This window comes from Paenibacillus sp. FSL H8-0048 (genome assembly GCF_038002825.1).
In the GTDB taxonomy this organism is placed as follows: Bacteria; Bacillota; Bacilli; order Paenibacillales; family Paenibacillaceae; genus Paenibacillus_AQ.
Genome location: NZ_JBBODF010000001.1, coordinates 4388919 through 4413969, shown reverse-complemented (window position 1 = coordinate 4413969; position 25051 = coordinate 4388919). Strand labels below are relative to the sequence as shown.

General features: G+C 47.4%; 21 protein-coding genes and 1 pseudogene. 18 read left to right on the top strand and 4 right to left on the bottom strand.

Going from position 1 to position 25051, the window contains the following annotated elements:
• Nucleotides 1-288: 288 nt before the first annotated feature.
• The 8 genes and pseudogenes from NSU18_RS18670 to NSU18_RS18635 all read left to right on the top strand — a co-directional run bounded on the left by NSU18_RS18670 (nt 289) and on the right by NSU18_RS18635 (nt 5664).
• Complete coding sequence (locus tag NSU18_RS18670; protein WP_341149773.1) at nt 289-897, top strand: hypothetical protein; 609 nt, start codon at nt 289-291, stop codon at nt 895-897.
• A gap of 368 nt (nt 898-1265) precedes the next feature.
• Nucleotides 1266-1607 carry a hypothetical protein gene (locus NSU18_RS18665; RefSeq protein ID WP_341149772.1) on the top strand — a complete coding sequence of 114 codons (342 nt, stop codon included), beginning with the start codon at nt 1266-1268 and terminating at the stop codon, nt 1605-1607.
• A gap of 256 nt (nt 1608-1863) precedes the next feature.
• A complete protein-coding gene (locus NSU18_RS18660; RefSeq protein ID WP_341149771.1) occupies nt 1864-2442 on the top strand; it encodes a hypothetical protein in 579 nt (192 codons plus the stop codon).
• A gap of 183 nt (nt 2443-2625) precedes the next feature.
• Nucleotides 2626-2832, top strand: a pseudogene (locus tag NSU18_RS18655) (hypothetical protein); the annotation flags it as partial.
• A gap of 41 nt (nt 2833-2873) precedes the next feature.
• The gene (locus tag NSU18_RS18650; protein WP_076135290.1) at nt 2874-3131 is read left to right on the top strand and encodes a hypothetical protein; all 258 of its coding nucleotides are present in this window, start codon (nt 2874-2876) and stop codon (nt 3129-3131) included.
• Between the two features lie 139 nt (nt 3132-3270).
• Nucleotides 3271-3513 (top strand): hypothetical protein, encoded by a 243-nt coding sequence (locus NSU18_RS18645; protein WP_341149770.1) that lies wholly within the window; start codon nt 3271-3273, stop codon nt 3511-3513.
• A gap of 443 nt (nt 3514-3956) precedes the next feature.
• A complete protein-coding gene (locus NSU18_RS18640; RefSeq protein WP_341149769.1) occupies nt 3957-4754 on the top strand; it encodes a YhfC family intramembrane metalloprotease in 798 nt (265 codons plus the stop codon).
• Nucleotides 4755-4878: 124 nt separating this feature from the next.
• Nucleotides 4879-5664 (top strand): nucleotidyltransferase domain-containing protein, encoded by a 786-nt coding sequence (locus NSU18_RS18635; RefSeq protein ID WP_341149768.1) that lies wholly within the window; start codon nt 4879-4881, stop codon nt 5662-5664.
• A gap of 71 nt (nt 5665-5735) precedes the next feature.
• On the opposite strand, the gene NSU18_RS18630 is transcribed toward NSU18_RS18635, so the two are convergent.
• Complete coding sequence (locus NSU18_RS18630) at nt 5736-7577, bottom strand: alpha/beta fold hydrolase (RefSeq protein WP_341149767.1); 1842 nt, start codon at nt 7575-7577, stop codon at nt 5736-5738.
• Nucleotides 7578-7636: 59 nt separating this feature from the next.
• Nucleotides 7637-8203 (bottom strand): TetR/AcrR family transcriptional regulator, encoded by a 567-nt coding sequence (locus NSU18_RS18625; protein ID WP_341018505.1) that lies wholly within the window; start codon nt 8201-8203, stop codon nt 7637-7639.
• 129 nt (nt 8204-8332) lie between these two features.
• Here NSU18_RS18625 and NSU18_RS18620 point away from each other — a divergent pair, with 129 nt between their 5' ends.
• From NSU18_RS18620 to NSU18_RS18605, 4 genes are all read left to right on the top strand, one after another.
• Nucleotides 8333-9586, top strand: coding sequence for a mechanosensitive ion channel family protein (locus tag NSU18_RS18620; protein WP_341015292.1), 1254 nt, complete (start codon nt 8333-8335; stop codon nt 9584-9586).
• A gap of 239 nt (nt 9587-9825) precedes the next feature.
• Nucleotides 9826-10587, top strand: a complete 762-nt coding sequence (locus tag NSU18_RS18615) for a DNA-binding protein (RefSeq protein ID WP_341015291.1) — start codon at nt 9826-9828, stop codon at nt 10585-10587.
• Nucleotides 10574-11083 carry a hypothetical protein gene (locus tag NSU18_RS18610; protein WP_341015290.1) on the top strand — a complete coding sequence of 170 codons (510 nt, stop codon included), beginning with the start codon at nt 10574-10576 and terminating at the stop codon, nt 11081-11083. Before NSU18_RS18615 ends, NSU18_RS18610 begins: the two co-directional genes overlap by 14 nt.
• Before the next feature lie 84 nt (nt 11084-11167).
• On the top strand, nt 11168-11425 hold the full coding sequence (locus tag NSU18_RS18605; protein ID WP_341149766.1) for a hypothetical protein: 258 nt from the start codon (nt 11168-11170) through the stop codon (nt 11423-11425).
• A gap of 128 nt (nt 11426-11553) precedes the next feature.
• Here the strand turns inward: NSU18_RS18605 and NSU18_RS18600 are convergent, their stop codons facing one another.
• Nucleotides 11554-12111: a TOTE conflict system archaeo-eukaryotic primase domain-containing protein gene (locus tag NSU18_RS18600; RefSeq protein WP_341149765.1), complete on the bottom strand. Its 558-nt coding sequence runs from the start codon at nt 12109-12111 to the stop codon at nt 11554-11556.
• Between the two features lie 137 nt (nt 12112-12248).
• Between NSU18_RS18600 and NSU18_RS18595 the strand changes: the two genes are divergently transcribed.
• Nucleotides 12249-13166, top strand: coding sequence for a VOC family protein (locus NSU18_RS18595; protein ID WP_341015285.1), 918 nt, complete (start codon nt 12249-12251; stop codon nt 13164-13166).
• A 97-nt stretch (nt 13167-13263) separates the two neighbouring features.
• Here the strand turns inward: NSU18_RS18595 and NSU18_RS18590 are convergent, their stop codons facing one another.
• Nucleotides 13264-15594 carry a helix-turn-helix domain-containing protein gene (locus NSU18_RS18590; protein ID WP_341149764.1) on the bottom strand — a complete coding sequence of 777 codons (2331 nt, stop codon included), beginning with the start codon at nt 15592-15594 and terminating at the stop codon, nt 13264-13266.
• Between the two features lie 255 nt (nt 15595-15849).
• Here NSU18_RS18590 and NSU18_RS18585 point away from each other — a divergent pair, with 255 nt between their 5' ends.
• From NSU18_RS18585 to NSU18_RS18565, 5 genes are all read left to right on the top strand, one after another.
• Entirely contained in the window at nt 15850-16788 is a 939-nt protein-coding gene (locus NSU18_RS18585) for an ABC transporter permease (protein WP_341015283.1), read from the top strand.
• Between the two features lie 10 nt (nt 16789-16798).
• Nucleotides 16799-17683, top strand: coding sequence for a carbohydrate ABC transporter permease (locus NSU18_RS18580; RefSeq protein ID WP_341015281.1), 885 nt, complete (start codon nt 16799-16801; stop codon nt 17681-17683).
• Between the two features lie 38 nt (nt 17684-17721).
• Complete coding sequence (locus tag NSU18_RS18575; RefSeq protein WP_341149763.1) at nt 17722-19263, top strand: DUF3502 domain-containing protein; 1542 nt, start codon at nt 17722-17724, stop codon at nt 19261-19263.
• A gap of 32 nt (nt 19264-19295) precedes the next feature.
• Nucleotides 19296-20342 carry a glycoside hydrolase family 130 protein gene (locus NSU18_RS18570; protein ID WP_341149762.1) on the top strand — a complete coding sequence of 349 codons (1047 nt, stop codon included), beginning with the start codon at nt 19296-19298 and terminating at the stop codon, nt 20340-20342.
• Nucleotides 20343-20478: 136 nt separating this feature from the next.
• Nucleotides 20479-24963, top strand: a complete 4485-nt coding sequence (locus NSU18_RS18565; protein ID WP_341149761.1) for a polysaccharide lyase family 8 super-sandwich domain-containing protein — start codon at nt 20479-20481, stop codon at nt 24961-24963.
• Nucleotides 24964-25051 lie beyond the last annotated feature (88 nt).

Here is a 25051-nt window from a genome sequence, read left to right as displayed (position 1 = left end):
CACTGCTGGGATAACGTACAGATTTTAATGTGAAGTACGTCGCTTGTGTCTTAGTGACGCTTTTGTCCATGCTCTTTTATTTTTGTTGAAGTGGGAGTGCAGGTTTCATTCATCCACAAGCTATATGCTTTGCAGAAATATCAAAATTTTAGAGTTTACGCACATCTTTAAGGACATAATGAAGAGCATCTTCAAGATTGACAAGAAGAGGAGTGGGTGTTATTCTTCTTCGAAGAGGTTCTTGAAGGATATCTTCAAGGATAAAAAGATCAAAGGGAGTGATCTACGATGGAGTTATTCCAATGCAAAACATATCCTCTAAATGTAGAGGATAAATTTAATGAGTTTGTGACCGGAGGATTTATTGCAATTGGTTATCCTGGTTTGGATGATTTATGCGGTCTAAACAAACAGGAAATCCGCGAACGTTTAGAGCGTGTGTATCATGAAAATCCGGCACGAACTCGTTATCATCTTGGGATGGTTAATGCTTTTTGTAACAGCATGTCGCCTGGAGATTTCGTTCTTATTGAGGATCGAAACAACGGCAACGTTCATGTTGGTGTGTTAGGGGCCTATAGTTTTAAGGGGAATTTGGATGACGTGGGCTTATCACATCAGCGTTCTGTCGATTGGAAAGCAGTCATTCCTCGAAGTGAATTGACAACTGAGTTGAAGGAGTTCATCCGAAATCGACCAAGCATAACACAGTTTAAGCATCCGATTGAGGTCGCTAAACTTGAAAGATACCTCAATCAACAACCAGCCACTTTAGGCGCTGAAACCAATGAGTTACTGAGCAAGGCTCTTTCGATACTTTCCGAAGAGATGGATTCAAAGGATACTGAGAGGAAAATACGCGCTGCAATAGCATTGTTACAATATTTGAAGAGCTAAGGGGTGTGTCTAATGGTTCTCAGTGTTGATTCGGTAAGGAAGTAAACTATGTTCCTCATCGTATCGAGTACACGAAATGGTTGAAGAAGCTACAAAAATTCGATAATATTGCTTATGATCAGGTATGAGAGGCATTTAATATTATAACAGCTAACATCCTGAATCTTTAGGATTTGGTCGTTACGGAAAGTTGAATCCTTGCCCTTACAAAACCAAAATGGTTAATTTTGGACAGAGGTTCTTCGAGGTTCTAAGCCTGATCGTTTCTTATGGTTATGCTTTTGATGAAATAATATTTTGCAAAAAGCAGATGATAACGATTGATTAGGGTTACTGGTAGGAATATTGTCATTATAAGGGAGGGATATATGACCATTACTTGTGTTCTTTGTAACGGTGATTTAAAGAAAGATGATGTTGGTATTTACTGTTTTGATTGTGGAGAAGATTACGTTATGATTGATTCTTTAGAGAAACTCAAAAAGTGTGTTCTTCCTAATGAAAGTATTGCCTATATACATACTACCAGAATTGGCCGATTTCCTTGTGACATGAGTCCTGTTATAGTTCAAAAGTGTAAACTCAAAAAATGCAAAGTGAGGTCAGTTGAAGAAAGAGCGAAGTTAGATGCAAGAAATGAGAAGACACGTCAAAAAAGTGCAGAAAAACGGATACGTTCAAGAATACTCCAAAATACTGACCTCCCATAAGAATATCAAGCTACCTCCCCAAACAACCTCAGCATCACACGGCGACGAATTGTGGATTTACCAAGCCACCCCTCATTTTCTAAAATCCCTTTCCCGGAAAGGGTTTAAGCCCCTTTTGGGAAAGGGGTTCAACATGCTCATCTTGGAATATATTGATCATGGTCTGCATTCTGGATAAATTAATATTAATGCGTCTTTTGACGCTTTTGTCGGTACTGACGCTTTTTTGCACTTTGTAATATAAAAGGGGAGCATAATGAAAAACTTCGCTGAAGAATTAGTTTATTGGTACTTACGATTCAATGGTTTCTTTCCACTAACAAATTTCGTATTGCACCGTCAAGGATTACTTGATGACCATCAGAGTGCAGATGCTGATCTTCTTGCAGTTCGCCCGAAGTTTGTAGCGGAAGAGGTTGGCGGGGAACACCGTGATGATTATCTTTTCAGACATTTTAGCGCCCAAACCAATATTGGTGTGATGTGTGAAGTGAAGTCGGGTAACAACGTTAATATAGAAAAAATACATCTCAGAAGAGAAGATCGAATAACTTACTGCTTAAGAAGATTAGGATTCTTTCCTGAGAATAAAGTAAGGTATCATACAGAAGTTCTCAAATCCCATAATGTATCAAAGGGACAATTTCATGAGGTGGGAAAGCTCTTAGTGACAAAAAGAGATATGAATATACCTGGTTTCATATGTTTAACGATGGAGCAGGTTGAAGCTTTCATTTTAGAAAGGATACGCCTTTATTCGCGTGAAAAAAATGGGGCAAAACTTCACTTTGATTCTGATATGCTCCAATATATGATTTGGAATAAAGGTGTGTAAGTAGTTTCATAAGATTAAGCTGATAATGAAAAGGAGTGGTACCCGGATGATATCAAAACCGTGGCCGCATTTATAGAAACTTGCACTGGCATGCTTCGGACAAGGGTTCAACTCCTCAGCTTCTAAAGTAGAAGACATTTTGAAATATGGGGGAATGCGTCGTTATAATAATCCTCATATCAGAAAGGCGAGCGAAGAGTCTTTCATGCAATTAAATGCCTACACAGTAGTTTGAACGAGACTCAACGAGAATTATATGGACTTATGGAGGAGGCCATGAGTACAGAAGAGGGACTTGAAGAGGAGGAAGCCTTTGTTGTCGGATTTCTAGAAGGATACCGCTTTATAAAAGAGCTCCAAAGATCAGGCGGAGGTCTGACTCTGGTTTAGAAGATACCACCCGATATGCTATTTAACCGGAGGTGTCCAAGATGCGATGGGATGAAGTTCAGGAGCGTTTTCCGAATGAATGGGTCGTTCTTGAGGCGACCAAGGCCTATTCTAAGGAAGGCCAGCGTTTTATTGAAGAGATGTCCGTGATAGACTCCTATGAGGACTCTACCAAAGCATTGAAGCGGTATAGTGAACTGCACCAGGATGACCCTCACAGAGAGTATTGTTTCTTTCACACCTCCCGTCCTGAGGTTGTGGCACGTGAACGATATGTGGGGATCAGAGGGCCGAGATGAACATAACAGAAATTTATGGGCTTCCCTTTGTAAGCATGACAGTTATGTTTAGGGGGAGAGAGTTAAACCTTAAGAAGGTGCTGCTTGATACAGGTTCTGCCAGCACACTTTTGACGCGGACATCGTACAGGAGATTGGTATGGTTCATGAAGAAAATGATATCGTTGATATTATACGGCGTGTAGGTGGTGTGGAGTATGTGTACACCAAATGCCTGGACTCGATTATAGTCGATGAAGCAATACTTAAAGATTTTCAAGTGGAAATCGGGAACATGGATTATGGCATGGAGATCGACGGAATCCTTGGATTTAACTTTTTGAAACATTCGGGCTCCGTGATTGATACAGGAGAAATGCAATTGAAAACTAACGTTTGCTAAACGGCTATCTCGTACAGTTCCAGCAGCAACCCCCGCCGGATTGTGGCTCTGCATGTCCACGCCTCGGCTCCATATGGAGTAAAGTAGAAGACACCTTGAAGGGTGTCTTTTTTCATTTTTGCGGTTATTTTGGACTATAAGACAGCCCCTGGCCCTATAATAAAAACAGCAGCAGCCATAGACGTAAAAATAATGTTATGGACTAAACAAATTGAAATGGTCTACATGTAAGGCCATGAGATTAATTTAAGCCTGAAAGGTTTGGGAAATAATAGTTGACTTGAGAAAAGCAAGAGAGTATATTTTACTTGTATATTTAGATAACTATTTAAATATCTAATAATTAACACTAGATGAAGTGGCTTAGTGAGGGGGTCAAAGGAACTGGGAAATTAGATTGGTTTTTTTATTCAATACATATGGACTGCAAAGGAGAGTTTGATATGGTTTCTAACGTTACGATGATAAGTATCGTGTTTCAAGGGTGTTTTGTTATTTCGTTTGTTGTAGCACTATTTTTCATTATGCGAAAACGCGAGCGTTTTTCAATTCGGGCGGTATGGGTTGGTGCTCTTGTTTTCTTTGTGTTTTCACAGGTACTGGAGAAAATCTTACATATCATAGTCTTACAAGGCAAAACGGAGCCACATGGTTTACTCGCCAATCCGTTACTTTTCGCAGTGTATGGGGCACTGGCAGCTGGGATTTTTGAAGAGGCCGGCCGATATTTCGGGTTCCGCTTACTGCTTAAACATAATCGGAAACGAAGAGATGGCATTGCATACGGACTGGGCCATGGGGGATTTGAAGCCATATTTATTGCCGGAATGTCCTCGATTCAGACGCTCGTATATGCCGTAATGATTAATACGGACAAGCTCGAGCGGTCACTGGGCGGGAAAGCATCACCCGGTGTATTGGCAGATATTAAGAGCAAGCTGCTGAACGCTTCATTTTATGATTTTCTTCTGGGAGGATTAGAACGGATACCCGCACTTTTTATTCAAATTGCTCTATCGCTTATTGTCCTGTACGCAGTGCGTGCAAAGAGGAAAATAGTTCTGGTGTATGCCATTTTATTGCATGCTCTTATTGACTTCACTCCGGCTCTCTATCAGGCGTACCCAGGGAAAATTAGCCTGTGGTTTGTGGAGATTCTCCTGCTAATAATCGGAATTGGTGCTTTCTGGCTGATCAGCCGCTCGCGCAAATGGCAAATTTGGTCGATGGAACTAAACTAACGGGCAGTTTTCTATAAGACGATCGATTCATTCAGGGGATTGCGGGAATTTCAAAAGTGGAATATAATTAACATATTGGCTTACTAATTAATGATTATATTAATTCTATTGGAGTGGATGTATTATGTATCCCCATCATCAAGCTGCCATTGATGCCATCACCAACAAGCTTAAAGCCAGACCCGACGTACAAGGGATCATCATCGGAGGTTCCGTGGCGCATGGCTTTGCGGGCGAAACCTCTGATATCGACATTATGATCGTCCTTTCTGAAGAGGATTACAAGAAAGCTTGTTCCATCCATAAACTTGGGTATTTCGAAACGGAATCCTGTTCTTACGAAGGCGGTTATGTGGACGGGAAAGTTGTATCCGCTTCCTACATCAAGAAAGTGGCCGAATCTGGCAGCGAGCCTGCTAAGTTCGCATTCCAGGATGCGTTCGTCACCTATTCCAATATCGAGGGGCTCAAACAGTTGGTCCAAGATGCTCCCCGATACCCGTTGGAGAAAAAAGCAGAGAACATGCAGAAGTTCTATGCACAATTCGAAACCTGGAAATGGTATTATTACGAAGGACTGAAACGCAACAATCGTTTATTAATCGACTACTGTTTGACCCACTATACCTTTTTCGCAGGCCGGTTGATTTTGCTGCACAACGAAACGCTATTCCCTTCTTATAAGTGGTTCTTAAAGGTTCTGGAGGGGGCCCAAAAGAAGCCGGAGAATTTGTTGGCGGACATCCATCGGGTACTGGAAGAACGAACGCCGGAAGCCGTAGAAAATCTGTACGAGAGTATTGTGAAATTTAATAACTGGTATCAGGCAGAGCATCATTGGACGGTTCAGTTCATGATGGATAGCCAGCTGAACTGGATGGACGGACCGGTTCCGGTTCTCGATTTATAAACTGCTTCGCTAACGGAGTAAATCAGAAGACACCTTATCAGGTGTCTTTTTTCATCTCTGTAGATGTCTTATTATTTCCCCAAAACATAACAAGCTGTCTCCCTCGGATGGCTGAGAGGAAAATGATGGCCATAGGGAACAACATCAACCTTACCAAGCTGTGCTGGAACGGAATAGCGCCGATCTTGGTCTCCCCAAATAATATGAAGATTAGGCTTTGGTACATTGGTGAAATCCCCTTGATAGTTTTTCGACAGGAAATGGTTGAGCTGAAGTGTGGTATTTACAATTCTAGGCGAAGTGAAGCTGCTGCGTACTTTAGCAATATAATGCTTCGGAATGCTCTCCCTAGTTTCAAACAGACCGTTACCAATTAAATAACGTTCTAATGAATTAGCCGTTGCTGACTTTAATGCCCATTTGCTCATAAATGGAGGGATATTGAACGCTTTAGAATTTTTTTTGGCAACAGGTGGCTGAAGTAAAGTAATCGTATTCTTCGTATCCAGGTACTCTCGCCCTAATGCTTCCAGCAGAATAACCGCTCCGAAGGAATGGCCAATCCAATGTGCGCCATTAGAAGCTTTTTCTGATAACTGCTTCACTACATTCAAATAGAGATCCAGAAGATTCTTTTCCCGCTTAAAAGGGGAACGTCCTAAACCCGGGAGATCCGGAATCCATACCGGCTGACCCGTTTTGTCATGAAGCTCTAGTCCTAGAGGAAATAAATCTTCTCCATCACTGAGCAAACCGTGGAATAAAATAAATGGCTTGCCCTCACCTGGTATTTGATAAATCACAGTGTTCCCGGTTAAGGTTCGTTCAAATGCAGGATGCTGCTGGTCATTCGGGTACATCAAGCGATAATCCAAATCTGCGACTACGGCCGGGAAAAAATTCATAACACTCGTCTTAGTAAACCAATTGGCTCCCATGACTTTTTTCGGTAAATCATTTGCAAACTTTCTATTAGTAATAAAGTTCAGTCCATCCGACGGAATTTGTGTGATTTTACTAATCCCGCCATTCATAAGTGCCTTCATGAAGCGAAGGGGCACAGAGATTGTAGGTGCGGTCATATTCATACTTTCTGACATCACGCCTAATAATTCAGATATATCCGGGTCCTGCGGTTGGTCTGGAACAAGTGTATAGGTTTGAATAGACGATGGCTCCCGCGTAACAACCTGAACAATAAACTTCGCCAGCGCATCGTTTGCAATAAGTGGTAATTTATACCCCTTGCCTCCAGGGATAACCGGCATCAGCCCTCTGCGCATACTCTCCACAAGCAAGCCTAGGCCAGCTACCTGCTCCGTACTCCCTGTTGTACTGCTGCCGACTACGGTAGGCGGATTAATCACAGACAGCGGATAGCCTACCACGGAGGCCTGTTGGCGAATGTACAGATCTGCTAGAAACTTTGTTCGTTCATAAGGATTTTTTATTTTCAAATAGTCGTGCCCGTCTTGGAACACATCAATCGCAACCTTGCTATTATCATCATCAAAGGGGCTCATATATCCAACGACATGAATAAATTGCTGCAAACCCTTCAATTGATGGATGCTTTTAGCGAATTCACTGATATGCTTGGCGCCGTTTAGAAATACATTGGTTGCTTCCTGCGTTGTCGCTTGAATATCCATTTGTCCGCCGGCGTGAATAATAACATCCGTGCGTAGTACCCTCTCCTTATCTTCATCGCTTAGACCTAAATCCGGTTTCGTCAAATCACCTTCAATAAAGTACAGGGCTGCCTCGTTGAAATACCCTTTATCCTGAAAGACACGTGTTGCTTTACTCTTCGACCTCACTAAAAGAAAAATCATAACCTCCTCTTTAAGCAGCTCCTCCACGAGTTGCCTCCCGATAAAGCCTGTTCCACCTGTTAAAAATATAGTTCTCATATCATCCGCGCTCCTTTTTAGTACTGATTGGTACTAACTATGTGTAAAAAAAATGCCTCTTATCGAAGCAAGTTGAAAAAGTGGCTGGCTGTTTGCGTGATCACTGTTGCGTCCTTCAATGTCTCTGCAAGAAACAGCGCTCCTTCCAGATTCGTTATAAAAAGTGCCGCTACCTCGTTGATATCAATCGTATCTCTAAACTCGCCTTTTTCTGCTCCTTGCTTAAGTAATAGAGAGATTTTCATTTGTAAGCCTGTAAAAAAGAGCCCTATTTTTTCTTTAATGTGCGTAGCTTGTGCCGGAGTTTGAATATAAAGCGTAATAAACGGACAGCTCCCCTTATACTCTCTGGACTGAACGCCCTGCGATAAATGCTTTAGAAACATCTGGACACGCTCTTCCACAGATAATTGGTTCTGGGAAAGGATTTCATCCATTGCACGCTCATACGTCTCAATCCAATAATCCACGACCCCTGCTAACAACTCTTCCTTATCTGCGAAGTGATAATACACATTCGATTTGGACACTTTGCTTACACGTACTAATTCATCCATGCTGGTATAAGCAAATCCCTTTTCTAAAAATAAGGCTGCCGCGACTTCAATCACACGTTTTTGATTCATTACTTTTACCTTTGTCATGATTAGAACTATACAGTACTAATTCGAGTGTTGCAAGTATTCTCATTTTTGCATAACCCCCATTTATCCTCTATAATTGTAGGCTACTATGCACCCAGTCAGGAGGAAATGATGAATTTTATTAAAGAGAACCTAGCAGGATATGGCGTTAGCGAACAGATGAGTGTGTATCTCTCGAACATCATTATGGTCTTATGTATTGCTGTACTCTCTGTAGTGGCTAATCTTGTAGCCAAAAAAATCGTCCTGAAGATCATCATTCGGATGATTAATAACAACCGGTATACGTGGGATAATATCTTTTTGGAGAAAAAGGTGTTTCACAAGCTGTCGCATCTCGCACCGGCCTTCATTATCTATTACGCCGCACCTGTATTCCCGCTGTATCAGTCTCTCATTACAAAGCTCGCCTTAGCGTATATGATTATCGTAATGATCACGGTGCTCAATGCTCTGCTTGATGCCATCGATGCTATTTACCGTACGTATGAGGTGTCCAAGATTAGACCGATCAAGGGCTACATCCAGGTTGCAAAAATCATTATGTATATCATTGGTGCGATTGTGGTGATTTCGAACCTCATGGGCCAGAATCCGCTGATTCTGCTTAGTGGACTGGGCGCTCTGTCGGCTGTTCTTATGCTGGTCTTCAAGGATTCGATATTGGGCCTCGTGGCAGGGGTGCAATTATCCTCTAACGATATGGTCCGTGTCGGCGACTGGATTGAAATGCCTAAATATAATGCCGACGGCAATGTAATTGACATTACGCTGAATACGGTAAAGGTGATGAATTTCGATAAAACCATTACCATGATTCCTAGCTATGCTTTGATCTCAGATTCTTTTAAAAATTGGCGGGGCATGGAGGCTTCCGGCGGCAGAAGGATGAAACGGAGTGTCTGTATTGATACGAGCAGCATATGTTTCTGTACTAAAGAAATGATTGAGGAGTTCCGGAAGGTCCACTACCTTAGCGATTACATCGCTACAAGAATAGATGAAATTAACGCCTATAATATCGAGCATCAGATCAATATGGAGAGCAAAGTGAATGGGAGACAGCTCACGAATATCGGGGTATTTAGAGAATACGTCCAAGCATACCTGCGCAATCATCCCAAAATTCATAAGGATATGACGCTCATCGTCAGACAGTTGGAAGCAGGAGACAGCGGACTGCCCTTAGAAATTTATGCGTTCAGTAATGAGACGACCTGGGGTGTGTATGAGTCGGTGCAGTCGGATATTTTTGATCATATTTTTGCGATTATCCCTCTGTTTGGACTCCGCGTTTTCCAGAACCCGACGGGTCAGGATATTGTTAATTTAAAAGAGAGAAGGGAGTATTCGGCGGGGTATTGAGGATATTATTATATGAAATATCACAAAGAGACCCTTCGGGGTCTTTTTTCACGTTGATGTATTCAGAAATTTAATGGGTTGTATCTGTTTATATAGTATTACCTATACTCATAATGTTAATGACATAGTTTTGGATGAACTTATCATAAAAAGTTAGTGATAATCATAAATTAATAATTAGTGATATTGAAAAATTACAAAGTTAACGTTAGAATGGGGGAATAAAGGAGATGAATCTTATGAGTAAAGCTCTTTTCGATCTTACCCAACAACAAATTAACATAGGCTATAAAGAAAAGAATGAAGGGATTCTTGAAAAGGAGACTGAATTTCTCTTCAATAAGATATATAAAACGTTCATGGTTGCTTTTTCAGACAAGATTGCTGCGATTAAAATGGATATGCAGAGTTTAAATCTAACACCTAGCTATCTCTTTTCTGAGGAACATAAAAACAATTTGAATAAGTGGCTTAGCCGATTCTCACAAATGGAATTTCCTACATCGGATCTGGAGTTTGGGAAACTGAAAATAGATTTTGAGCATTGGTATATGCAGCTTGGCGGAGAAAAGATGGAATTTGTTTTTGTTGAACACTATCTTATGACACCGTCTGAAGCGGCTGCTGCTTTAAATATTTCTACGGTCACTTTGCAAAAATATATTAAACAAGGCCTAGACTGTGTCGATACGGAAAAACATCGTAAAATTCCAAAGTATGCTATAGAACTTCTTAAAGATCCTATCTACGGCATACGTATGCAGATCCTTGCGCAGGAAAAGAAAAAGGGGAAGCAGACGAAAGAGGAGCGGGCTAAAGAAATTGCTTTGGAGCTGATGGATCTTCAACTAAAATATAAAGGTAAAACGTTTAAGGATGCATTTGCAGACTACAACGGTGATGAAATGGATGATCCAACGGATTACCATCGGTGGTTAGACCTCGAAGAGGAATTGGCTGAAATTATGAAGCTCAGCGGAGGTGCAAATGACGCAAAGTAAGATTGAGCAATTAGCTCTCAAAAAACTCTTACCCGCGAATCTTTTTAGTATTACAGCTCAATTCGGTCATTTGCTTGAGACTTATCCTAATGTTCCAGGGAATTCAGGTATATATGGTAATTACACGAGAAATACAAATAAGTTAGATGTGCTTTTTCCTTTAAAAGAACATCCTGTACACGGCATTACTGGTTTACATGTGCTGGAATCATACGATGATGCTGGTTATGTTCGAAGATACACATATAGCTGGAAAATTATCATTCCAAAGATGGGCGTGAGTCTGCATCATATATCGGCTTGGGGTAACGATCCTCATGATTCCCCAAATACACCTGATGAGTTCAAGGTAATTACAGAACCACATCACCATCACCACATTCCTGGTAATAGAAGGCACAGAAAAGAGAACTGGGATGTGCATACTCTGGAAGAGGCGTTTAATTTTATAGAGCCTTATATAGTTAATGGTACCGAATATAAAGGAAATATTTAGAGAGACCGTCTTATGGCGGTCTTTTGATCAATTGGGTAGTTGTTCTTAAATGTTGCTTATACATCATACTGGGAGGTGCTTAAGATGAATGAACCCGGATTAGAAAAGGCTATGGACACTTTGCAGTATTTGAGTCAGGATTCTGAGGCCAGACGGTTGTATGAGGCTAGACAGAAGTATTTGCATGATGAGGTATCTATGGTTGAGGGGGCAAAGGCTGCAGGGATTATGGAAGGTAAGCTGCTAGTCGCTCGTAACTTACTGGCAACAGGAATGGATTGTGCTAATGTTGCTAAGTTGACAGGCCTTAGTGAAAGGGAAATGAAGTCTACAGAGCTTTAAAATTGTTAGGTTTAAATTTTGGAGATTCGCAATGAAATTCAAGGACACTGGAGAAATTGTTCAGGTCCTTTTTTTATTGTAGTTTTATCGCATATTGTTAAAAAAGTTTTGTTACTAATTTTTTGGATTTACAAAATAATTATTTCAACATGGTTACTGCACTGCTCCATCACGGCAGTAACATCCTGCTTCCAGTCACGCTTGTCGAAATCCATAGCTAACAGCCAGCAGGTCTCATCCGGCAGCATAGGGTAGATCCCAATGGTCCGGTCTTGCCGTGCATCCAGATGGGCGGACAGAACTTCGGTGCTGAGCGGCAAAAAGCTCTGATGCTTACATACGGAGCATTTCACGCGGGGCTTCTCACAGACAGCAGTCCACTCATTGGCGAATGCTGGTGAATACCCGGATTTACCCTGCTTGTTGCTCCAGCGAATCGGGTAGACATCTTCTCTGCCGCGGAAATAACTTTTATATAGAGCGAGTTTGTCATCTACAGTGGAGTACTGATGAACATTAGATTGGGCAACAGATGCAGCTACCTCGGGGCTGGATTTTTCAGGAAAAGGGGTCGTTTCGCCCTCCTCCTTTGTATGTCCCAGAAGAGCTCTTAACCGGCTGATTTCCAGCTCAAGTTCCTTGATATATGCCAGCGCCGCCTTATATTTGTCCTCGATATTGTCCATTGATAGGTCCTCGTGTTTTCTTTATAGTATACCTTGAAAGCTTTTAAAGAATGAAGAAGCCCCTCATTAGTGTATAATAAAGCAAACTATAGCCCTATCCCTGATCGGAACGGATAGGAAGCTGAGGAGGAATCGTTGTGGCCAGCATCAGACAGAGAATTGTTCCGCATCTATGGTATGACAAAGAGGCGGCAGAAGCCGCCCGCTTTTATGCTTCTGTGTTCCCGGAATCCAGAGTTACAAGTGTGAACACCATTCATGATACGCCGTCCGGCGATGCGGGTCAGGTCTCTTTTGAGGTCTGGGGGCAGCCGTTCATGGCGATTAGCGGAGGTCCTTATTTCAAGCTGAATCCGGCTATATCTTTCTTTGTGAATTTTGATCCATCTCGGGAAAAGGATGCAGCAGAGAGATTAGATGAGGTGTGGGATAAGTTAGCTGAAGGCGGCACAGCCCTGATGCCGCTTGGTGAATATCCCTTCAGTAAGCGTTACGGCTGGATTCAGGATAAGTTCGGAGTGTCCTGGCAGCTGATTCTCACGAACCCGGCAGGGGAAGAGCGGCCTGCGATTATTCCTTCCTTGCTGTTCGTCGGGGATCAGTGCGGGAAGGCCGAGGAGGCGATATCCTTCTACTTATCCGTATTCAAGGATTCGCGGCAAGGGAATATTGCCCGATACCCGGCAGGCTCAGGGCCGGATCAGGAAGGAACGATTATGTTCGCGGACTTCATGCTGGAGAATCTGTGGTTCACGGTAATGGACAGTGCGCATAATCACCAGTTCAGCTTCAATGAAGCCGTCTCCTTCATGGTATCCTGCGATTCTCAGGAAGAGATTGACTACTACTGGGACAAGCTGTCCGCAGTTCCTGAAGCCGAGCAATGCGGCTGGCTGAAGGATGCCTTCGGTATCTCCTGGCAGATTGTTCCTGCGGAGATGAACGAGATGATGAAGAAGGGCACGCCGGAGCAGCTGGCGCGTGTGACGAAGGCTTTTCTGCAGATGAAGAAGTTCGAGCTTGCGGAGCTGCGTAAGGCCTATAAGGGAGAATAAAAGCGGCAACTTGCTGGAATATCAACATTAGCGATAAGGAACACCTCCTTATCGCTTCTTTGCGCGCAAATATAAGAATGTATAGGTTTCACTTGTCCTACACCTTCTGCCCGCCATCCCCCGCACGGTACTTCTTCCGGTACTGGGCGGGAGTCATGCCGTATACCTTCTTGAAGCTGGAATAGAAGGTGTTCAGGGACGAGAAGCCGAAATGCTGCACGATGGGCTCGATCGGCGAGTCGGAGGCAATGAGCTCCTGGCAGATGAAGGTTAGCCGCTTCTCGGATATTTTATCGGTAATGGACTGGGTGGTCTCTGCTTTGTATAGACTGCGGAAATAATTGACCGACAAGCCCAGATGATCGGCCAGCATGGTGGCAGACAGATTCGGGTCGGTGAGATGACTCTCGATGAACTGGTCTACCTGTCCGATCAGGGCGATATTCTTGGATTGGCTGCGGGCCGCCGCAATGTCCTCGAGCGTCTTGGTAATCAAAGCCTCCATCCAGGGCATGACGTTATCCATCGTTTCCTGCCGGATGATCTGCTTCTCGATGGACGTCAGCCCCCACGGGCTGGGCAGCGGCTGGGCGGAATGCTCCTGGATGAGCCGGCGGATGTCCATGAACAAGGTGATCAGAGACATTTTACATTCAAAATAAGGCAGTTCCCGCAGCTTCACTACCGCTGAGCGTAAGACCTCCAGAATGACGGCGGCGTCCCCCTTGAGTATGGCCTGGGCGATCTGCCGCTCCTGGCTCACAGGCAAATGATATAATTCCCCGGGTGCAGCGGGCAGCCATTCCTTCACAATGAGCGACCGGTGTCCGAACCGGAACCTCTCCTGCGTCAGATCATAGGTCTCCAGATACACCTCATGCATGTCGGTTAAGCCAGGCAAAGTCCGGCCCCAGGCCACAGTGGTTCCCACGGACAAATACTGCTGGATCAGCTGCCCTGCCACTTGCAGCTCCTTCGCGAATTCCTCTGACAACGGAGCCGATAAGACTACAGCCACGTGGTCGTCTCCCATATCTACCGTCTGCAGCTTGTGCCTGGACGATTGCAGCGACTCCTGAATGATATTGGACATCGCGAACCGGAGCAGCCGCCGGTCCTTCTCCGGGTACACTCCCGAGAATTCCGCGAAGTGGTCGATCCGGAAGATGGCTACGGACAACTGATCGCCCGGCAGATCAATCCCCCATTCCACGAATTGAGCGCGGATCTCCGCTGCCGAATGGTACGTCTCCCCCAGGAAATCCCTTAAGAACCGCTCTCTGCCCAGAAATTTATTATGCCGCCATTGCTCGGTCAACTCGTGAATCTGATTATGCTGCGAGGTGAAAACGCTGGATAAGTATTCGAGTTCATTGGCGTTCGCGCCAAGGCCCGGCTTCTCCGCCTGATGCTGCCGCATGACCCGGCTGATCAGCTCCTGAATGGGTGAGTACACCCGTTTGGAGATTAGAATAATCACCGCGAGGGAGGCTGCGAACAAGACGAGGAACAGGATCAGGCTGGTATCGCGCAGGACCGTGATTTTATTCAGAATGGCGGACTTCGGGATCATCTCAATGAAGGTCCAGTCCTGGATGCCCTTAACGGAGGAGTCGGCATAGACCACCAGCTTCTCCCCCTGATCCTGGGGCTGGAACAGCTTCCAGCCGCTGGCTCCCTTCATCCCATGGCTTCTGAGCTCGGCAATCTGCTGCGGATTCATTGGCGTGCTGCTAAAAATCGTCTCGTCCCGGTCATTCAGCACGGTGATCGACCGGCTCGCGAAGTTAGAATTATTCTGCAGCAGGGTCATGAGATTATGGGTATCCACATTCATGACGAACGCGGAGATAGAGCTTCCTTTTTCATAAAATCTTACAATGGTCATTACTTCTTTGGGTGTGTTCCCGGTAAGGGGGAGGGACAAGGTTCTCGGAATAAGCACGCTGTGGTTCGCTGTCTCCGGGTCGCGTAAGCGCTTAATAATATCCTGATCGTAAAAAGCTGCGGTATCATTTAACCCAAGTCTGGAGTCAATGACCGTATTCGTATAGCCGTTAATGAGATAGACGGAATCAATGGAGGGGTTGCCGTTCTTAATATCCATCAGCTGGCTCCATACCTCATAAGTCTCGAAATCGCTGTAATGATCGGAGAGCGCATATACCTTAAGCGCGCTGTCATTGCTGGAGGAGAAGCTGAAATCAAGCGCCCATTCCATCAGCCGCGACGTATTCCGGGCCCCGTTCACCAGGAGGGATTCTGAATGATCGCCGATTTCCTCCAGCAGTGTCTTGGAAGATTGCCCATAGAGCAGTACGAAGGAGATCCCTAAGACCAGAACGTTCGCACTGACAAAGTAAAAAATAAGCTTCATGTAGGTAGGGTGCCGCTTCAGCGAGGCGAAGAACGGTTGTCTGAATTTCATGGCTCTGGAACCTCCGTAATCATAACTGTCCGGCTCATTATAAGTAGATTTATTATAGCACACAGGTTATTTTCGTCTGCCGAATCGTTTGTTTTGGGAAGAGTGTTGTTTTTGGGAAGGCGGTAAATCTGCACTTGCGGGAAGGATCGGCGTTTCTCGGAATTGCTCAGGGCGCAAGGGCTTGATAAGGTGACGGCATAGATAACGGGATGCTCTTCAGGCGATTACCGGTCTTGAGGAAGGGGGGATATACAAATGAACTACCCGCTTAGCGCAGGTAAACGTTCAAAATGGAGGCATATCACGCAGAATCCTTTTCTGTATGTGATGGCTGTACCGGGGCTGTTGTTTTTCCTCGTGTTCAGTTATTTTCCTATATACGGGATTATGATTGCCTTCAAAGATTATGATTTTGCCAAGGGGATCACGGGGAGTGACTGGGTAGGGTTTAGGAATTTCGATTACTTTTTCACATCAGATGACTTCTGGGTTATTCTGCGGAACACACTGCTGCTCAACGTGCTGTTTATTGTGTTCACGACAGTGGCGGCCGTTCTGATTGCCCTCATGTTCAATGAGATCCGCAACAAATATTTCAAACGGATCTCGCAGTCGCTTATTTTCCTGCCTTATTTCATGTCCTGGATTGTGATCGGGATGATTGTCCAATCCTTGTTCGGCGGGGAAGAGCCCATGATTAATGTCTGGCTGCAAAATATCGGTATGGAGCCGGTCAACTGGATGTTTGAGTCGAGCCTTTGGCCTTATATTCTGACAGTGATCCGGGTGTGGCAAGGAGCCGGTTATCTCTCAATTATTTTCCTGGCCGCCATTACGGGGATATCGGAGGATCTATATGAGGCGGCCCGCATTGACGGGGCTTCTAAACTGCAGATTGTGACGCGCATTACGCTGCCGCTGCTGGTTCCGACGATCATGATCATGACGCTGCTGGCCGTGGGCAAAATTTTCAACGGTGACTTTGCGATGATCTATGCCATCATTGGCGACAACTCGATGCTGTATCCGACTACCGACGTCATAGATACCTTTGTCTTCCGCTCAATGCGGCAGCTGCACGATTTCGGCATGTCTTCGGCCGTAGGCCTGTTCCAGTCAGTTATGGGTCTGATCTTTGTCATTGCTGCCAACTGGGTCACCCGCAGGGTATCCAAAGAATCTGCTTTATTCTAGGAGAGGTACTATGATACAGAAACAAAGCGCTGCGGACCGCACCTTTACGGGATTCGCCCATACGTTCATTTTGCTGTTTACTTTATTTTGTCTGTTTCCTTTTCTGCTGATGATTGCCGGCTCCTTTACGGATGAGGAGGAGCTGATAGCACACGGCTATACCCTATTCCCGCAGAAATTATCGCTGGCCGCCTATAAGGCCGTTCTGCAATCCGATGTGCTTTTTAACGGCTATGGCGTCACTCTGTTCATCACCGTTATCGGGGCCTTAAGCGCCTTGTGCATTTCCGCCATGCTCGGCTATTCACTGGCGAACAAACGGAATGTTCTGCAAACGCCCTTTCTGTTTTTTTGCTACTTGCCTATGCTCTTCTCGGGAGGGATCATTCCGTTCTATATTGTGGTCAGCCAGTGGCTGCATTTGCAGAATACGATTTGGGTGCTCATACTGACGATGTTATGCCAGCCATTCCTTGTCTTCCTGCTGGTCAGCTTCTTCCGCACCATACCTGAGGAGCTGGAGGAAGCCGCCAGAATCGACGGCGCGAATGAGATGAGAGTGTTCTTCCAGATTATGATTCCGATCTCCAAGCCGATTCTGGCTTCCGTCGGCCTCTTCTATGCGCTGAGCTTCTGGAATGACTGGTTCATGGGACTGATGTTCATCGACAACGAGAAGTTATTCCCGCTGCAGCTAATCCTGCGCCGGATGGTCTCCAACATGGAAGCGGCCAGGAATCTGATTCCTTCCGGTGCAGCGATTGCAGTGACTCCACCGACATACGGGGTGCGGATGGCGACTACAGTACTGACCATCGGCCCGATTGTGCTGCTGTATCCGATGCTTCAGAAATATTTTGTCAAAGGTCTAACGGTAGGCGCTGTCAAAGGGTAAGTTATTCAGATTGTCCATAGATACGGGAGGGTTACGAGATGAGGTTAAACAAATGGTTCGGCACGGCAACAACAGCGGTATTGGTGTCGTCACTGGTGCTGGCAGGCTGCGGGGGAAATGCGAAGAATGAAGGCAGTACGGCGAATTCTACGAATTCCCCTTCCAGTTCGGAGGGTGCAGCGCCTGCTTCCAAGGAAGTAGTGACGCTGAAGGCTTATTTCCCGGGAGATAAACCTGCGGGGTTCGATGCTGTACTGCAGGCGGTTAACGACAAGCTGAAAAAGGATAATATTGGAGCGGCCCTGAATATCAACTTCATGCCTTGGACCGATTACGGGAATGCAGTATCCGTGAAGATGTCTGCCGGGGAAGAGTTCGATATGTATCTGGATGCCCCTTGGCTGTCCATGAACCAGATGATCGAAAGTAAATCGTTGACGGAGCTGGATGCGGCAGTGGCTGCACGGCCGGAGCTGAAGGCGTCCATTCCGGAGGAAATGTGGGAGTACAACAAATTCGGCGGCAAAATTATGGGGATTCCGCTCGGCACCACTCAGGGCCAGCTGTATGGCGTACTGATCCGTAAGGATTTACGCGAGAAATACGGTCTTCCCGAGCTGAAAACGCTGGATGACCTGGAGAAATTCCTGTATGCAGTCAAGGAAAATGAGAAAGACATCAAGCCTTTTGTCATTAACGGAATTAAGGCCGATAAGCTGCCATTCATCCTGAGTAACTCTGCGAATCTGGCGCAGGATGAAGTGCTGGAGATCGGGGTCAACATGTTCTCGTATTCGATCAAGGATAAGAAGGTCATTGGCCAATGGGAGAGTCCGACGATTGCCGATGCTTATGAACGCGTTACCAAATACTACAAGGATGGAATTATCTCCAAAAATATTGCCCAGGAGCAAAATGCCGAGACGCTGTTCAAGCAAGGTAAATATGCGGCGACCTACTATGCAGCGGATGGGGTCGAGGGACTGAAATACTCGGAGATGCTGAAGGACGGCAGCGACAAGCTGGAGATTTTCATTCCGAACGGGGAGCAGGCTAAGCCCTATACGGCTTATCAGCAATGGAACTTCCTCTGTATCCCGACAACCTCCAAGCATTCTGATGTCACTATGGATGTAGTGAACTGGCTGTCGATTAAGGAGAACCATGATCTGATGGAATACGGCATTCAAGGGAAGGACTGGGAGCCTGTCGGCGATTCAAGCTATAAGGCACTGTCCGGCTATACCTTCCCTGGGTATGTGCTGACCTGGCGGCCGACGCTCAACCGAACACCTGATACCATGATGCAGGATGACAAGAAGTGGTTCGACTTCTCGACCAACACGTCCAATTTCACGCTTAGCCCAATCGCAGGCTTCAACTTCAACGCTGAGAAGGTAAAGACAGAATATGCCAAAATCACGCCGCTGCACGATTCGATCTTCCTGCCGCTAAGCCAAGGCCTGATCCCTGCGGCAGAAGGAAAGAAAACGATGGAGGATAAAATGGCCAGTCTCGGCGGGCAAAAAGTAATTGATGAAATCCAGGCACAGATTGACGCCGTTACCGCCGGGAAATAACAGCACTTAAACCACAGAAAGAGGTCACTCCAATGAAAATAACACGCAGCGCGCATAATCCGCTGATTGAAGCGAGGGATGTTGCTCCCTCCCGTCTTGATTTCCAGGTGCTGGGCGCGTTCAATGCAGGCGTTGCGCAGCTACAGGAGGAGACGATCCTCTTGCTGCGCGTTGCCGAAGCGCCAATACCGGACCGGGCGGACGAGGTGCTTGTTCCCCGGCTGAATGAAGCAGGGACGGAGGTGCAGGTTGAGCGGTACGACAGGAATGATCCGGGCTATGATTTCTCCGACTCGCGCTTCGTCGCCAAGGACGGACAGACGGTGATGCTCACCTCCTTATCCCATCTTCGGGTAGCGCGGAGCCGGGATGGCATTCATTTCGAGGTCGAGCCGCAGCCGGCCCTGTTCCCGGAGCATCCGCTGGAAGCATGGGGAATCGAAGATCCGCGGGTGACCCGGATTGGGGACACCTATTACATCACTTACAGCGCAGCCTCCGCGCGCGGTGTCGGCGTCATGCTGGCGGAGACCCGCGACTTCCGCACCTTCAAGCGGCGCGGGCTGATGCTGCCTCCCGAGAATAAGGATGTTATGATTTTCCCGGAGAAAATTAACGGCAAATACTACGCGCTGCACCGTCCTGTGCCGAAGTCCTTCGGCGCGCCCGAGATGTGGATCGCGGAATCGCCCGATCTCGACCATTGGGGGAACCACAGGTTCCTTATGGGACTCGGCGAACAGGGCTGGGATTCAGCCCGCATGGGCGGCGGGGCGGTTCCGATTCGCACACCTCAGGGCTGGCTGGCGCTGTATCATGGCGCGGACAGCAGCCACCGCTATTGTATGGGGGCGGTACTCCTGGATCTGGAAGACCCCTCCCGGGTTCTTGCGAGATCGCGTGTCCCTGTGCTGGAGCCGGAAGCTTCCTATGAGGTGAACGGATTCTTCGGCAAGGTCGTGTTCTCCTGCGGCGCGTTGCTGCTGGACCAGACAGTCCGTATGTATTATGGTGCGGCGGACGAAGTGATGGCTGTGGCGGACATCCCGCTTCAGGATATATTAGATACTCTTGTGTAAGGTGAGGAAGGCAGTGGGAGCTGCCTTCCTTAATCTAAAGTTTAGAAAGCGCTAACAAAAGTCTGGTGCAGATAAGCGAAGGAGCGTGTACATGACTGGTAACATGCAAAGCAGGATCAAAAGATGGATATGTCTCATGATGGTGGGTTTGATGATCTCGACTCTCGGGTTCAATTACCCTGTATCGGCGGCGGATAGCTCATCGCAGGAGCTGGCTGAAATGAAGCTGATGAAGCAGCGGGCGGTGGATTTCTATATCTCCAAGGACATCATCAATGACGGAACCAATGGCCGGGTGGAATGGACTTTTAAATCACAGGCCGGAACTTATTTATCGACTCAAAAAGCGGATGGAAGCTGGGTGGATGTAGATTATGCGAATACCACCTCCAGCGCGAACGGCAGAGCGTGGTCGCCTTACCTTGCGCTGGACCGGATGCAATCGATGGCCCAGGCTTTTGCAGATCCGAAGGGGCCTTACTATCACGATGAAGCCATGTTAGCCGGTATTCAGAAAGCGCTGGATCACTGGTTCAAGGTCAAGCCGACCTCCGTCAACTGGTGGGAGACCGGCATCGGCAAGCAACTGCGGCTGAGCAAGGTTGCACTATTATGCGAAGGCTATCTGACTGCGGAGCAGGCTGCCAATATTATCGAAACGTTAGACAAAAACCCCAACACTGTCGATGGTGCCAATTCGTCCTGGTACAATCAGAATTATATGATCCGCGGCTTACTGCTGGAGGATGCCCAGAACGTCCGCAGCGCGGTAGAAGCGTTCAACGTGCTCTCGGCTGTGACAGAGACGGTAACGGGAATTCAGTCCGACATGTCCTTTTTCATGCATGGGAAGACGAATTACACTACGGGCTATGGACGAAGCTTCGCCAGAGATATGTCCTTCTGGGCCTATGTGGTCTCGGGCACAAGCTTCGCCTATAGCCAGGCGGCTATTGATTCGTTATCCTCCTATCTGCTGGATGGAACCAGATATCTGGTGCGAGGTGATGTTGCCGATCTGGGGATGGGGATGAATGGGCCGGAGTGGCCGGATTATGAGAGCTCTGCGCTGACCTTCTATGAAGATCCGCTGGAGTGGATGCAGGCGGCTAATCCGAAGCGGGCGGATGAGTTCACTGTTTTCCTGGATAATATCCGGGGTGTTGGCACGGTCTCGGGCAATGGACAGGATGCGAACAATATGACGCAATGGCAGACCCTGGTCTCCTCTCATATGCGGAAGGATTACGGAATTACAGTTAAGATGTCCTCCAGCACAGTCAAAGGGGGCGAATGGAGAACCATTAACCCAAGCGGATATAATCTGCTCTACTGGACTTCGCAAGGCGCTACTGCTATCCAGAGAACCGGGGATGAATACAGAAAAGTGTACCCGCTGATGGACTGGAATCATGTTCCGGGAACAACAGCTCCCTACGTTTTCACGAAGGAGAATAATTTCAATAACCCGAAGACCTTTGTAGGCGGCGTGACCAATGAGCGGTACGGAGCCACGGCGTTTGATTTCAACAAGCTGAGTACCAGCGGGAAAAAGGGCTACTTTTTCTTCGATGATGAAATGGTAGCACTAGGCGCAGGCATCACTTCAACGAATGCTGCTCCGGTCCATACGACGCTGAATCAGAGTCTGGCTGCAGGCGATGTGCTGGTAGACGGTAAAGCAGTGATTGATGAAACGTTGCAGGTAAACGGCGGACGCTGGGCTTATAACGATAGTACCGGGTACGTGTTCCCGGATAAGACGAATTTCCAGGTGAAGCAGGAGACGAAGACCGGGAAATGGAGCGATGTGGTTACTGGCAGTTCAACGGAGCCAATCACTAAGCCGGTGTTCTCGATGTGGCTGGATCATGGCGTGAAGCCGGTCAATGCCTCCTATCAATACATTGTATTGCCGGGTAAAACCGCCGGGGAGGTCGCCAGCTATGCGGAAGCAAGCCCGATCAGTATTCTGGCAAATACACCATCTGTGCAGGCGGTCCGGCACCGTTCGCTGGGTATTGCGGAAATGCTGTTCTATCAGCCGGGTACAGTCACGCTAAGAGAAGGATTGACCGTCACCGCAGATAAACCGTCAATGGTGATTGTCGATGAATCCGCGGACCCTGTCCACATCTCGGTGGCGAATCCCGAAACGCCGGGGATTACAGTGAACGTAACGCTGAACCGGAACGGAGATCAGACCACGACCACATACAGACTGGGCAAAGATACGTTTACCGGCCGGAGTATGACGCTGAGCGAGGGAGCTTCTATCGACGACAGAGGGTATGATCTCGCTTACAGTAAGGGCACGGTTGCTTCCTCCAGCGTGGGCAAGCAATTTGACTCCAATGCTACGGATCTGTACAGAAGCTCCAGTTGGAGCTCAAACGCTTCAAATGATGAGTGGATTTATGTGGATCTGCAGGATCAATATATGATCAATAAGGTTAGATTGCATTGGGAGAAGGCTTACGGCAGAAGCTATAAAATTCAAGTATCCGATGATGCGGCCACCTGGAAGGACGTTTATGCGACCTCCATGGGGGATGGCGGAATCGACGACATTTCCTTCGGTAAGACCAGCGCCAGATTCGTCCGGATGCTGGGCGTCCAGCAGGGGACAGGAGACGGCTACTCGCTTGCTGCATTTAACGTTTATGAAGCGGTTGTTCCTAACCTTGCGGAAGGCCAGACTGCGATTGCAAGCTCGTCCAAAGCGGCTGATGTGTCGGCAGGGAATGCAGTAGACGGCTCATTGACGTCCCGCTGGGGGTCTAACTATGCCGATCCGCAGTGGATTTACGTCGATTTGGGCTCCGTTCAGGCGATTTCCAAGGTGATGCTGCATTGGGAGGACGCCTATGGAAAAGAATACCGGATCGATGTCTCCGATACGCTGGACGATTGGAAGACGGTATATAGTACGTCCAATGGAGACGGGGGGATCGACGAAATCTCTATCGATCCGGTGAATGCCAGATATGTCCGGATGTATGGAAATCAGAGAGGGAGCAAGTACGGATACTCGCTCTGGGAATTCAAAGTATTTGGACCAGAGACGCAGCAAAGCGTTCCTGCTAGGGTACAGCTTGCGGCAACCCCATCTTCTGTGGTGCCTGGAAGCAAAGTATCCGTTACGGGTGCTGTCTATGCCGATGGCGATCTTCCGCTGTCCGGTGTAGAGGTTGAACTCACAGCCGCCGATGGAAGCCTTGAACCTGCCAAAGTCACTACAGATGTGTACGGCAAGTTCAGTACGGTGTTTACTGCACCGTCTGTTCCCGGCAAGGTATCCATCTCGGCCCTCCTACCGGCAAGTCCATCTGTGACAGGGGCAGTTACCGTATCCGTAGAAGAAGAGGCTGTGCCTGTATCAGCCCGGATTGAACTGGAGGCCAACCCGTCCTCCGTATCCGCTGGAGGCAAAGTGTCCGTTACGGGAACCGTCTATGACGGTGAAGAGCTACCGTTAGCCGGTGCTGCGGTCCAGGTCACGGCAGCTTCAGGCAGCTTTGAGCCTGCTGTTGCCGTCACGGATGAGCATGGTCAGTTTAGCACAGTCTTTACGGCACCGTCTGCGGCCGGGGATGTGGTTATTACGGCTGTACTGACCGGCAATCCTTCCGTGACGAATACGCTTACCGTATCTGTAAGCAAGGCGATACCAGTCCCTGCTCTTATTGAACTTCAGGCTGCACAGTCTGCCGTAAATACCGGAGATGACGTATCCATTAGAGGAAAAGTCTTGGGCAGCGACAATCTTCCGGTCTCCGGCCAGGAGGTTAGACTCGCAGCTTCTTCAGGCAGCCTTGAGCCTGCTACTGTCGTAACGGATGAGCACGGCCGGTTCAGCGCAGTCTTTACGGCACCTTCCACGCCTGGAGAAGTGTCGGTTACGGCGGTCTTGAGCGCCTATCCGTCCATTACAGGCAGAATCAGCGTTTCGGTCAATGAGCGTTCGGGCGGCGGAAATGGCGGCGATCCTGGAGTCGGAACGCCAACGTCTCCGTCAGTACCAGTACCGCCGGTTATTGTGGGAACGCCTGGTAAGCCGGATGAGAGCCCGCTAACCCCGGTTACTCCTCCTGTGGCTGGTCCATCTCTCACCGATATTGCCGGACATTGGGCCGAAGCCAGTATCCGGGAAGCGGTTAAGCAGGGCATTATTACAGGTTATCCGAATGGCTCATTCCAGCCTAACCGCAACGTGACCCGTGCTGAATTCACGGTCATGCTGGCGAAGGCGCTGAAGCTTCAGAACACAGAAGCAGCGTTGTCCTTCAAGGACAGTGACCGGATCGGATCATGGGCCAAGACAGCCGTTGCGCAGGCGGTAGCTCTGGGAATCATCCAAGGGGATAACAACAGCAATTTCCGCCCGGATGCGCCTGTAACCAGAGCGGAAATGGCCGTCATGCTGGCAAGAGCATTACAGCTGGCTCCCGTTGCCCGCTCCGCTGGATTCACGGATGACCGCGACATCCCCGCCTGGGCAGTTGGAGCAGCAGCCGAGATGAAGAAGTCAGGACTGATGCAAGGCAAAGGCAACAACAGCTTCTTCCCGAAAGCTGCCGCAACGCGGGCTGAGACGGTTACGGTTCTGCTTAAAATATAAGAATGTATAGGTTTCACGCTATACATTATCCTTCTATTTCTCGCTGAAACGGTACCGCCCTTTAAAAGGACGGCAATGCCGTTTCCAC

What these genes read in the sequence shown, in the direction of transcription:
- NSU18_RS18670 (WP_341149773.1), top strand. Translation starts at nt 289, where the DNA reads ATGGAGTTATTCCAATGCAAAACATATCCTCTAAATGTAGAGGATAAA.
- NSU18_RS18665 (WP_341149772.1), top strand. Translation starts at nt 1,266, where the DNA reads ATGACCATTACTTGTGTTCTTTGTAACGGTGATTTAAAGAAAGATGAT.
- NSU18_RS18660 (WP_341149771.1), top strand. Translation starts at nt 1,864, where the DNA reads ATGAAAAACTTCGCTGAAGAATTAGTTTATTGGTACTTACGATTCAAT.
- NSU18_RS18650 (WP_076135290.1), top strand. Translation starts at nt 2,874, where the DNA reads ATGCGATGGGATGAAGTTCAGGAGCGTTTTCCGAATGAATGGGTCGTT.
- NSU18_RS18645 (WP_341149770.1), top strand. Translation starts at nt 3,271, where the DNA reads ATGGTTCATGAAGAAAATGATATCGTTGATATTATACGGCGTGTAGGT.
- NSU18_RS18640 (WP_341149769.1), top strand. Translation starts at nt 3,957, where the DNA reads ATGGTTTCTAACGTTACGATGATAAGTATCGTGTTTCAAGGGTGTTTT.
- NSU18_RS18635 (WP_341149768.1), top strand. Translation starts at nt 4,879, where the DNA reads ATGTATCCCCATCATCAAGCTGCCATTGATGCCATCACCAACAAGCTT.
- NSU18_RS18630 (WP_341149767.1), bottom strand. Translation starts at nt 7,577, where the DNA reads ATGAGAACTATATTTTTAACAGGTGGAACAGGCTTTATCGGGAGGCAA.
- NSU18_RS18625 (WP_341018505.1), bottom strand. Translation starts at nt 8,203, where the DNA reads ATGAATCAAAAACGTGTGATTGAAGTCGCGGCAGCCTTATTTTTAGAA.
- NSU18_RS18620 (WP_341015292.1), top strand. Translation starts at nt 8,333, where the DNA reads ATGAATTTTATTAAAGAGAACCTAGCAGGATATGGCGTTAGCGAACAG.
- NSU18_RS18615 (WP_341015291.1), top strand. Translation starts at nt 9,826, where the DNA reads ATGAGTAAAGCTCTTTTCGATCTTACCCAACAACAAATTAACATAGGC.
- NSU18_RS18610 (WP_341015290.1), top strand. Translation starts at nt 10,574, where the DNA reads ATGACGCAAAGTAAGATTGAGCAATTAGCTCTCAAAAAACTCTTACCC.
- NSU18_RS18605 (WP_341149766.1), top strand. Translation starts at nt 11,168, where the DNA reads ATGAATGAACCCGGATTAGAAAAGGCTATGGACACTTTGCAGTATTTG.
- NSU18_RS18600 (WP_341149765.1), bottom strand. Translation starts at nt 12,111, where the DNA reads ATGGACAATATCGAGGACAAATATAAGGCGGCGCTGGCATATATCAAG.
- NSU18_RS18590 (WP_341149764.1), bottom strand. Translation starts at nt 15,594, where the DNA reads ATGAAATTCAGACAACCGTTCTTCGCCTCGCTGAAGCGGCACCCTACC.
- NSU18_RS18585 (WP_341015283.1), top strand. Translation starts at nt 15,850, where the DNA reads ATGAACTACCCGCTTAGCGCAGGTAAACGTTCAAAATGGAGGCATATC.
- NSU18_RS18580 (WP_341015281.1), top strand. Translation starts at nt 16,799, where the DNA reads ATGATACAGAAACAAAGCGCTGCGGACCGCACCTTTACGGGATTCGCC.
- NSU18_RS18575 (WP_341149763.1), top strand. Translation starts at nt 17,722, where the DNA reads ATGAGGTTAAACAAATGGTTCGGCACGGCAACAACAGCGGTATTGGTG.
- NSU18_RS18570 (WP_341149762.1), top strand. Translation starts at nt 19,296, where the DNA reads ATGAAAATAACACGCAGCGCGCATAATCCGCTGATTGAAGCGAGGGAT.
- NSU18_RS18565 (WP_341149761.1), top strand. Translation starts at nt 20,479, where the DNA reads ATGATGGTGGGTTTGATGATCTCGACTCTCGGGTTCAATTACCCTGTA.